This window comes from Cognatilysobacter lacus (assembly GCF_008274655.1).
In the GTDB taxonomy this organism is placed as follows: domain Bacteria; phylum Pseudomonadota; class Gammaproteobacteria; order Xanthomonadales; family Xanthomonadaceae; genus Cognatilysobacter; species Cognatilysobacter lacus.
The window spans coordinates 1-8,701 of record NZ_VTRV01000117.1 but is presented as its reverse complement, the minus strand read 5'-3'; the positions used below and the strand labels follow the sequence as shown (position 1 = coordinate 8,701).

Sequence of the window (8,701 nt, the reverse complement as noted above, 5' to 3'; positions counted from 1 at the left end):
CACGTGTGCCCGAGCTCGCCGCGCGTGATCAGCCGGCTGCGCGGGCCGAACCCGTGGTAACCGATGAGCGTCCCATGCGCCTGCGCGAACAGCACGCCGCCGTCGCTGCCCGCACTGCCGCGGCCGCCGCGAAGGAACGCGCTGGCGCCGAAGCCGCGACGCGGCATCAGCCGGTCGTCGACATCGGTGTAGGTCGCGTCGAACGAGGGATACGCGAACGACGCATAGCGAAACGCCGGTGGCGTGCTCGGGTCGGTGTCCTGTTCCGCAGCGTAGGCCCAGCGCTCGCGCAACACGTGCAGCCCGACCACCGCCTCGAGCTTGCGGCTCACCTGACCGCTGCGGCTGGCGACGAACTCGACGCGGCGGTTGTCGATGAAGACGGTCTGCTCGTCCGCCGCCTGCAGTGCGAACGTGTACCAGCCGTCGACCCAGGCGAACGCGGGAATGCGGTACTGCAACGTGAGCGTCTTGCGCCGCTGCGCGAGATCCAGCTGCGCGGTCGCCTTGTGGCCGCGGCGATTCAGGTAGCGACGGTCCACGCCAAGCCGCACGCCCGCGCCGCTGTCGGAGCCGTAGCTCAGGCCCGCGGTATAGACGCTGCGCTTGGCCGGCGTCAGGGTCACGTCGACCGGCACTTCGCGGTTCACCGCCTTGTCGGGCACGGCGGCGACGTCGATGCCGGAAAAATAGTCGAGACGCTGCAGCGATTCGCGCAGGCGTTCCACCCGGTCCTGGTGGAAGGGCGCGCCGGGCGTCCAGCGCACCAGCTTGCGCAGCAGCGACTCATCGACCACCGAGGTCGGCGTCTGCGTGAACGACACCGTGCCCATGCGATAGCGCGCGCCGCTCTGCCAGAGCAGGTCGATGTCGGCACTGCCCGTGGCACGCGTCACTTCGACCCGATGCGCGGTCAGGTCGGCGTCGAAATAGCCGCGTTCGGCCAGCACGCGCGAGATGCGTGTCTTGCTGGCTTCGTAAACCGCATGGTCGAGCACGTCGCCCGCGACCGGCTGGAACGCATCGACTTCCTTGCGCACCGGCGCGTCGACGCCCGCATCGCCCTCGACCCGCACCGATTCGCGCCGGATCTTCACCGGCGGCCCGGCTTCCACGGCCACGCGCAGCACGTCGCCATCGCGCGTCACGTGGATCACCGGCGCGTAGTAGCCGAACGGCTCGAGCGCGCTGCGCACTTCCGGTTCGACCTGCGCGACGAGGTAGTCGAGGCGGCGGTCGGTGACGTCCTGCCCGGTCTCGTCGCTGATCGACAACGATTCGCGGATGTTGGCGGTCATCGCCTCGTCGACGCCGGTGACATCGACGCGCGAGACGCGCGCCGCCCACGCGGGGTTGGCGACGCATGCGAGCACTACGAGCAGGAGGGCGCGCCGGTCGTGGGGGAAAGTCGGCATCGGATCAGGATAGCGACGGCAACGTTGATGCGGCCGTGACGCCGACCCTCAACCCGACAGGTATTCGATCGCGGCGACGCGGCCGAGCCGATCGGCGAGGCGCTGCAGCAACGCCAGTCGATTGCGCCGCACCGCTTCGTCGTCGACGTTGACCATCACCTTGTCGAAGAACGCGTCCACCACCGGACGCAGCTGCGCAAGGCGTGCGAGCGCGCCGGCATAGTCGCGGCGTTCGAGCATCGGGTCGGTGTCGGCGATCGCCGCGTCCACGGCCGCGCCCAGCGCGTGTTCGGCGTCCTCGGTGTACCGCGACGGATCGGGCGCGGTCGGCACCTCGCCCTCGGCCTTGCGCAGGATGTTGCCGATGCGCTTGTTGGCCGCGGCGAGCGCCTCGGCTTCCGGCAACTTCGCGAACTCGCGGATGGCGTTGAGGCGTGCGTCGAAGTCGGGCAGCGATTCGTGCACCGCATGCAGCACCGCGTCGAACTGCTGCACGGTCACGCCGCGCTCTGCGTAATAACCGCGCAGGCGGTCGTACACGAACTGGGTGACCTCGACGGCTTCGGCGAAGGAGGCGCCCCCGGCTACCGGCACGGTTGTCGCCGCCGCTACGCCGTGCGCCTGCGCGACCACCAGCGCAGCCGCGCGCTTCTTCGCCTCCTCGAACGTCTTGGCGAATGCGACCTGATCCAGCGCAGTGGCGAGCAGGCCGTGCAGGTTCACGTCGAAGCCACCTTCCAGCAGCGTGCGCGCCAGCCCCAGTGCATTGCGACGTAGCGCGAAGGGATCCTTGTTGCCGGTGGGACGCAGGCCGGCGGCGAAACCGCCGGCGAGCGTATCGAGACGCTCGGCGATCGCCAGAACCTGCCCGAGCTTCGATGGCGCGATCGAATCGGCCGCGAAACGCGGCATGTAGATTTCATCGAGCGCCTGCGCCAGTTCGTAACGCGGCACGTCGCCGACGTCGGCGAGCGATTCGTCGTACAGCGCGTAGTAACGCCCGGCGATGCCCTGCAGTTCCGGGAACTCGCCGACCATGCGCGACTGCAGGTCGTTCTTCGACACCTGGGCCGCGCGTCGCGCGAGCGCCGGATCGACATCGACTTCGGCAGCGAGCGCTTCGGCGAGCGTGGCGATGCGCGCGGCCTTGTCGGCCACCGTGCCGAGCTTGGCCTGGTAAGTCACCGACGCGAGCCCCTCGCCCATCGCCGTGAGGCCCTGTTTGAGGTCCTCGTCGAAGAAGAAGCCGGCATCGGCAAAGCGCGGCCGGATCACGCGCTCGTAGCCCTTGCGCACTTCGGCCTCGTCGCTGGATTCGATGTTGGCGATGCCGACGAAATGCTCGGACAGGCGATCGCTCGAATCGAGCACCGGGAAGAATTTCTGGTTGGATTCCATGGTGGCGATCAGCGCTTCCTGCGGCACGCGCAGGAACTCGCGCGGGAAGCTGCACAGCACCGCCTTCGGCCATTCGACCAGGCCGTTCACTTCCTCGAGGATGCCCGCCTCGATGCGCGCGCTGCCGCCGACCGACCGTGCCGCGCGCTCGACCTCGGCGCGGATGCGGCCGCGGCGCTCGTCGGGATCGACCAGCACCTTCGCGGTGCGCAGCGACTCGACGTAATCGGTCGGATCGGTGAACCACACCGGCTTGTCGAACATGAAGCGGTGGCCGCGACTCATTCGATCAGCGCTCACGCCCAGCAATTCGACGTCAACGACGTCGCCACCGAGCAGCACGACGAGCCAATGTACCGGCCGCGCGAAGCCGAAGTCGTTGGCGCCCCAGCGCATGGGCTTGGGAATCGGCATGCCCGCGACCGCCTCGGCCAGGATCTCGCCGAGCAGCGATGCGGTGGACGCCCCCGGTTTAACCGCGCGATGCACGAAACGCTCGCCCTTGGCGTCGGCCGTGCGCTCGAGTTGCGTCCAGTCGACGCCGGCCTTCTGCGCGAAACCATCGAGCGCGCGCGTCGGTGCACCGTTTGCATCGAGCGCGATGTTGACGTAGGGGCCGAGCACTTCGGATTTCTGCTCGGGCTGCGTGTCGGCCACGCCCGGCAAGGCGACGGCCAGCCGGCGCGGCGTGTAGAGCGGCTTCGCGCCGCTGCGATCGACCGCGATGCCGCGTCTGTCCAGCCCGGCGACGACGCCGTCGAAGAATGACTGCGCGAGCCCGGAAAGCGCCTTGACCGGCAACTCTTCGGTGCCCAGTTCGATCAGCAGCGGCTTCATTCGGTGACTTCCTTGGCGCCTTTCGGCTGCGGCACATAGAACGGCGCGTAGTGCGCGGCGAAAACCTCGAGCGCTTCGCAACGCTCGACGTGCGCCATCAGCGCGGGCCAGCGCGCGAGATCGACGGGCGCGGCGTGGCGGCTGTGCGTGACGTAGCAGGCGATGGTGATGTCGGCGAGCGTCATCGCGTCGCCGACGAGCCAGTTCCCGCCGCGCGCCGCACAGGCGGCGTCGAGCGCACCGAACACGCCCTCGATCTGCGACAGGCTGCGGGCGAGGAATGCCTGCGACTGCTGCGCCTCGGAATGGAAGATGCGCTCGAGCACCATCGCGACGCAGCGGTCTGCCGCGCCGCTGGCCAGCCCGATCAGGCGCATCGCTTCGCGGCGGTCGCGGCCACTGGCGGGGAGCAGTGGCACGCCGTCGGTTTCGTGCTGGATCCAGTCGAGGATCGACGACGATTCCATCAGCGCTTCGCCGTCGTCCAGCACCAGCACCGGCACGCGGCCGAGCGGGGAGTACTCGCGGATGCGGTCGAAGTCGGCGCCGACCGACCACGCGCGGTGTTCGAACGCGATGCCACGCAGCGCCAGCGCGATGGCGACGCGGCGGGTGAATGGCGAGTCGTACATGCCGATGAGGATCATGCCGCGGCCTCGTCGCGCTTCTTCAGCCCCGGGAAACCGAGCTTCTCGCGTTGCGCGTAGTAGGCCTGCGCCACGCCCTGCGACAGCTTGCGGACGCGCAGGATGTAGCGCTGGCGTTCGGTGACGCTGATCGCGCGGCGCGCGTCGAGCAGGTTGAAGCTGTGCGAGGCCTTGCAGACCTGGTCGTACGCGGGCAGCGGCAGGCCCAGGTCGATGAGCTTGAGCGCCTCGGCCTCGCAGGCGTCGAAGCGGTGGAACAGCTCGGCCACGTCGGCATGCTCGAAGTTGTACGTGCTCTGCTCGACTTCGTTCTGGTGGTACACGTCCCGGTAGGTGACGGGTGTGCCGTCCGGGCCGATCGTCCAGACGATGTCGAACACGTTGTCGACGTTCTGCAGGTACATGCAGAGCCGCTCGAGGCCGTAGGTGATCTCGCCGAGGACGGGGCGGCATTCCAGCCCGCCGGCCTGCTGGAAGTACGTGAACTGCGTGACTTCCATGCCGTTGAGCCAGACCTCCCAGCCCAGGCCCCAGGCGCCGAGGGTCGGGGACTCCCAGTTGTCCTCGACCAGGCGCAGGTCATGGATCAGCGGGTCGACGCCCAGCGCCTTCAGCGAGTCGAAATACAGCTCGACGATGTTCGCCGGCGAGGGCTTCATCACCACCTGGTACTGGTAGTAGCGCTGCAGGCGGTTGGGGTTCTCGCCGTAGCGGCCGTCGGTGGGGCGGCGGCACGGCTGCACGTAGGCCGCGTTCCACGGCTCGGGGCCGAGCGCGCGCAGGAACGTCGCGGGGTGGAAGGTGCCGGCGCCGACCTCGAGGTCGAGCGGCTGGATGAGCGTGCAGCCCTTGTCGCCCCAGAAGGCGTTGAGGCGCTGGATGAGCTGCTGGAACGTGGGGGCCGTCATGCTTCGTTCCATACCGGGCCGCGGAAAGCGGGCTAGTATAGCGACGGCGTTTTTCCCTCCTTTTTACGGGCCGTCACCGGCACGATCGCGACGCGCGCGTCGCCGGGCCGATGCCTGTCCCATGGCTCATCTGGCCCGACCGTGACCCGCCCTGTACTGATTATCGAAACCGGCCAGCCGGTCGCGTCGATGCGCCGCCACGGCGGCTTCTCCCATTGGATCCGCACCGCCGCCGCACTGCCGCGCGACGCCGCGGTGGTCGTCGACGTCGAACGCGGCGCGCCGTTGCCGGCGCACGACGGCTTCGCCGGCGTGATCATCAGCGGCTCCGGCGCGATGGTCACCGAGCGCCTCGACTGGAGCGAGCGCACGGCCGAGTGGCTCGGCGCCGCCGCCCATGCGGGCACGCCCCTGTTCGGCATCTGCTACGGGCACCAGCTGATCGCCCATGCCCTGGGCGGGGAAGTGGGCTGGCACCCGGAAGGGCGCGAGATGGGCACGGTCGAGATCGAGCGGCTGCCTCAGTCGGACGCGGACGTGCTTTTCACCGGCCTGCCGACGCGCTTCGACGCGCAGGCGACCCATCTGCAGTCGGTGCTGCGCGCGCCCGAGGGCGCCACGCTGCTGGCGCGCTCGGAGCACGATCCGGTGCATGCCTACCGCTGGCGGGAGCATGTCTGGGGCGTGCAGTTCCACCCGGAGTTCAGCGCCACGCACATGCACGGCTACGTTCGCGCGCGTCGCACCGCGCTGCAGCGCGAAGGGCTGTGTCCCGATGCCGCGCACCGCGGCGTCGGCGCCACGCCGCACGCGCGGCGCGTGCTGCGAAGGTTCGCGCACTACGCGCGGCATCGTCCGGAGGCGCGCCCGTGAACGTATTGAAGGTGCCGGTCTCGCGCGGGCTCGACTGGATGAAGGCGGCCGTCAACGTCGGCGTGCGCAATCCGCGCGCGGTGTTCGGTGCGGCCGCGTTGTTCCTCGCCACGCTGTACCTGTTCGCCGTGCTTGCGGTGCTGCCCGTCGCGGCGCGGCTGGAAGGTCGCACCGACATGACGCTGCGCGAGATCGCCACCACCGCGATCTCGCTGTTCGTCGTAGTCACGCTGGTGCTGCCGGTGCTGCTCGCCGGGCTGATCGGCGTGATGCATGCCGCCGAGGAAGGCCGTCCGGCGCGCGCGCGCGACCTGTTCAGCGCGTTCGGGCACGGCCACGCGCGCCCGCTGATGGCGCTGGGCCTGGTGCAGATCGTGTTCAACCTGGCCTGCGCCACGTTGATCGTGGTGCTGGCCGGCCCCGACTACTGGGCCGAAAGCATGAAGGCCGCCCAGGGCGCGATGAGCGGGCACGTGATCGTGCCGCCCAATCCCGAGCATCCCGCGCTCCTGTTCGTGCTGCAGCTCGTGCAGTTCGTCTTCAACTACTTCAGCGCCGCGCTGATGCTGCTGTGCGTGCCATTGATCATGCTGACGCGGGTGAGCCTGGTCGAAAGCCTGAAGCTGGGCTTCCGGGCGTCGATCGTGAACCTCGGCGCGAATTTGCTGGCCTCGCTGATCTTCATCGTGGGCTTCGTGGTGGCCGGGCTTTTCATCGGCCTGATCGCGACGGTGGTCGCCGGCATCGCGGCGCTCGTGAACCCCGCGCTCGGTGTCGCCGTGACGCTGCTGGTGCTCGGCGCCTTCAGCGTGACCGTGCTGGTGGTGCTGGTGGCCGGCAGCTACTACGCCTGGCGCGACATGTTCGAGCGCGCGGGCGACGACGACACGGTCAGGCCCGCCCTGGTCCAGATCGAAGCCTGAGCGTCAGCGCTTGCCGACCACGCGCGCGGCGATGATGCCGGCCTCGTACAGCAGGCACATGGGCACCGCGAGCATCAGCTGCGATACCACGTCGGGCGGCGTGATCACCGCCGCCACCGCGAAGATGGCGACGACCGCGTAACCGCGCCATTCGCGCAGCTGCGCGGTCGTCACCCAGCCGAGCAGCACCAGGATCACCAGCGCCACCGGCAGCTCGAAGCTGGCGCCGAAGGCGAGGAAGATGACCGACACGAAGTCGAGGTACTTGCCGATGTCGGGCGTCTGCGCCACGACGTCGGGCGTGAAGCGCGCGAGGAAGCCGAACGCGGCCGGCAGCACCACGAAATAGGCGAACGCACAGCCGACGTAGAACAGCGTCACCGCCGACACCAGCAGCGGCAGCGCGATGCGCTTCTCGCGGCGGTAGAGCCCCGGCGCGACGAACGCCCAGGCCTGGTAGAGCAGCCACGGCGCGGTGACGAACACCGCCGTCATGAAGGCGAGCTTCATCGGGACGAAGAAGCCACCGGCGGGATCGGTCGCGATCAGGTGGCCGGAATTGGGCAGCGTCTTCAGCAGCGGATGCGCGAGTTGCGTGTAGAGCTTGCCGGCAAACGGCATCAGCCCGAGGAAGGCGAGGATGACGCCGACTGCGCCGCGCAGCAGCCGCGCGCGCAGTTCGATCAGGTGATCGAGCAGGCGCGGCGTCTCCGGTGGGCGGTGCGCGTCAGCGCTGCTCATGCGGTGCGATCGGCGGCGTATCCGCGGCCGGGGCGGGCGCGGTCATCGACGCTTCGACGTCGGCGAGCTGCGCCTGCAGCGGTGTGGCGTCGGTGAGCGCCGGCTGCCCGGGCGGGTCCGGCGCATCGTGCGCGCGCGTCATTCGCGCTTCGACATCCGCCAGTTGCGCCCGCAATGACGCCTGCGCTTCGCGCAGGTCGTCGCGGGCGCCGAGGATGCTGCGACGCATGTCCTCGTCGGCGATCTCGTTTTCCAGTTCGGTCCTGACCGCCTGCCACTGCGAGCGTGCGCGGCGTATCCACATGCCGGCCAGGCGCGCGGCCTTGGGCAGGCGTTCGGGGCCGAGCACGATCAACGCGACGAAAGCGGTGAGCAGCAGCTCGGAGAAACCGACGTCGAACATGGCGCCGCGCGGCTGCTCAGCGACGGTCGCGGTCGGTATCGCTGGTGTCGCGGCTGCGCACGTCGAGGTCGTCGGTGCGGCGCTCGTCGCGCAGTCGCGGCTCCTCGTCGCCGTGCAGGCCCTGCTTGAAGCCGCGCACGGCGTCGCCGAGATCCTTGCCGGCGGTCTTCAGGCGGCTCGTCCCGAAGATCAGGACGACGATGATCAACAGGACGATCAGATGGCCCGCGCTCAACCCAAACATGCGTTTCTCCTGCCGTTGAGCGGACGCGCTCGAACGTGTCGGCTTTGGTGGAACGGAACCCGTGCGCGAGGGCTCTTCGCAATGCGCACGGGTCGGTCACCGCCGATGCGCGCGGCCCGCGGAACGGCCAGGGCCGCGCACGGACGCTCGCAATAACGGTGTGCTCAGGATAACGCAGCACCCGCGACGGGGTTTACGGCAGCGGTTCGGTCTTTACCGCGGGCTCGGCGTTCTGGAACGGCTGCGGCTTGGGATCGGCGGCGGCGGGCGTCGCGCTGGTGCTGGTCGCAGCGGCCGCGGCCGGCGTCGTCG

Annotated in this window: 9 protein-coding genes; 2 read left to right on the top strand and 7 right to left on the bottom strand. The window is 69.4% G+C overall.

Annotation, left to right across the window (positions count from 1 at the left end; genetic code table 11):
* From FW784_RS10360 to glyQ, 4 genes are all read right to left on the bottom strand, one after another.
* The coding region (locus FW784_RS10360) for an autotransporter assembly complex protein TamA (RefSeq protein WP_149353269.1) at positions 1-1,415 on the bottom strand (1,415 nt) is incomplete at its 3' end.
* 48 nt (positions 1,416-1,463) lie between these two features.
* Entirely contained in the window at positions 1,464-3,650 is a 2,187-nt protein-coding gene (gene glyS / locus FW784_RS10355; protein WP_149353268.1) for a glycine--tRNA ligase subunit beta, read from the bottom strand.
* The gene (locus FW784_RS10350) at positions 3,647-4,297 is read right to left on the bottom strand and encodes a glutathione S-transferase family protein (protein ID WP_149353267.1); all 651 of its coding nucleotides are present in this window, start codon (positions 4,295-4,297) and stop codon (positions 3,647-3,649) included. Before FW784_RS10350 ends, glyS begins: the two co-directional genes overlap by 4 nt.
* Complete coding sequence (gene glyQ, locus FW784_RS10345) at positions 4,294-5,205, bottom strand: glycine--tRNA ligase subunit alpha (protein WP_425481632.1); 912 nt, start codon at positions 5,203-5,205, stop codon at positions 4,294-4,296. Before glyQ ends, FW784_RS10350 begins: the two co-directional genes overlap by 4 nt.
* Positions 5,206-5,346: 141 nt before the next feature.
* On the opposite strand from glyQ, the gene FW784_RS10340 reads away from it, so the two are divergent.
* Both FW784_RS10340 and FW784_RS10335 read left to right on the top strand, forming a co-directional pair.
* The gene (locus FW784_RS10340) at positions 5,347-6,078 is read left to right on the top strand and encodes a glutamine amidotransferase (RefSeq protein WP_268890908.1); all 732 of its coding nucleotides are present in this window, start codon (positions 5,347-5,349) and stop codon (positions 6,076-6,078) included.
* On the top strand, positions 6,075-7,001 hold the full coding sequence (locus FW784_RS10335) for a hypothetical protein (protein WP_149353265.1): 927 nt from the start codon (positions 6,075-6,077) through the stop codon (positions 6,999-7,001). The genes FW784_RS10340 and FW784_RS10335 overlap by 4 nt, the downstream gene beginning before the upstream one ends.
* Before the next feature lie 3 nt (positions 7,002-7,004).
* Here FW784_RS10335 and tatC read toward each other — a convergent pair whose 3' ends face one another.
* From tatC to tatA, 3 genes are read right to left on the bottom strand one after another with little or no spacing between them, the layout of a single operon-like run.
* Positions 7,005-7,742: a twin-arginine translocase subunit TatC gene (tatC, locus tag FW784_RS10330; RefSeq protein ID WP_149353264.1), complete on the bottom strand. Its 738-nt coding sequence runs from the start codon at positions 7,740-7,742 to the stop codon at positions 7,005-7,007.
* Positions 7,729-8,145: a Sec-independent protein translocase protein TatB gene (gene tatB, locus FW784_RS10325; protein WP_149353263.1), complete on the bottom strand. Its 417-nt coding sequence runs from the start codon at positions 8,143-8,145 to the stop codon at positions 7,729-7,731. The genes tatC and tatB overlap by 14 nt, the downstream gene beginning before the upstream one ends.
* Before the next feature lie 16 nt (positions 8,146-8,161).
* The gene (gene tatA / locus FW784_RS10320) at positions 8,162-8,389 is read right to left on the bottom strand and encodes a twin-arginine translocase TatA/TatE family subunit (RefSeq protein ID WP_149353262.1); all 228 of its coding nucleotides are present in this window, start codon (positions 8,387-8,389) and stop codon (positions 8,162-8,164) included.
* Between the last annotated feature and the right edge of the window lie 312 nt (positions 8,390-8,701).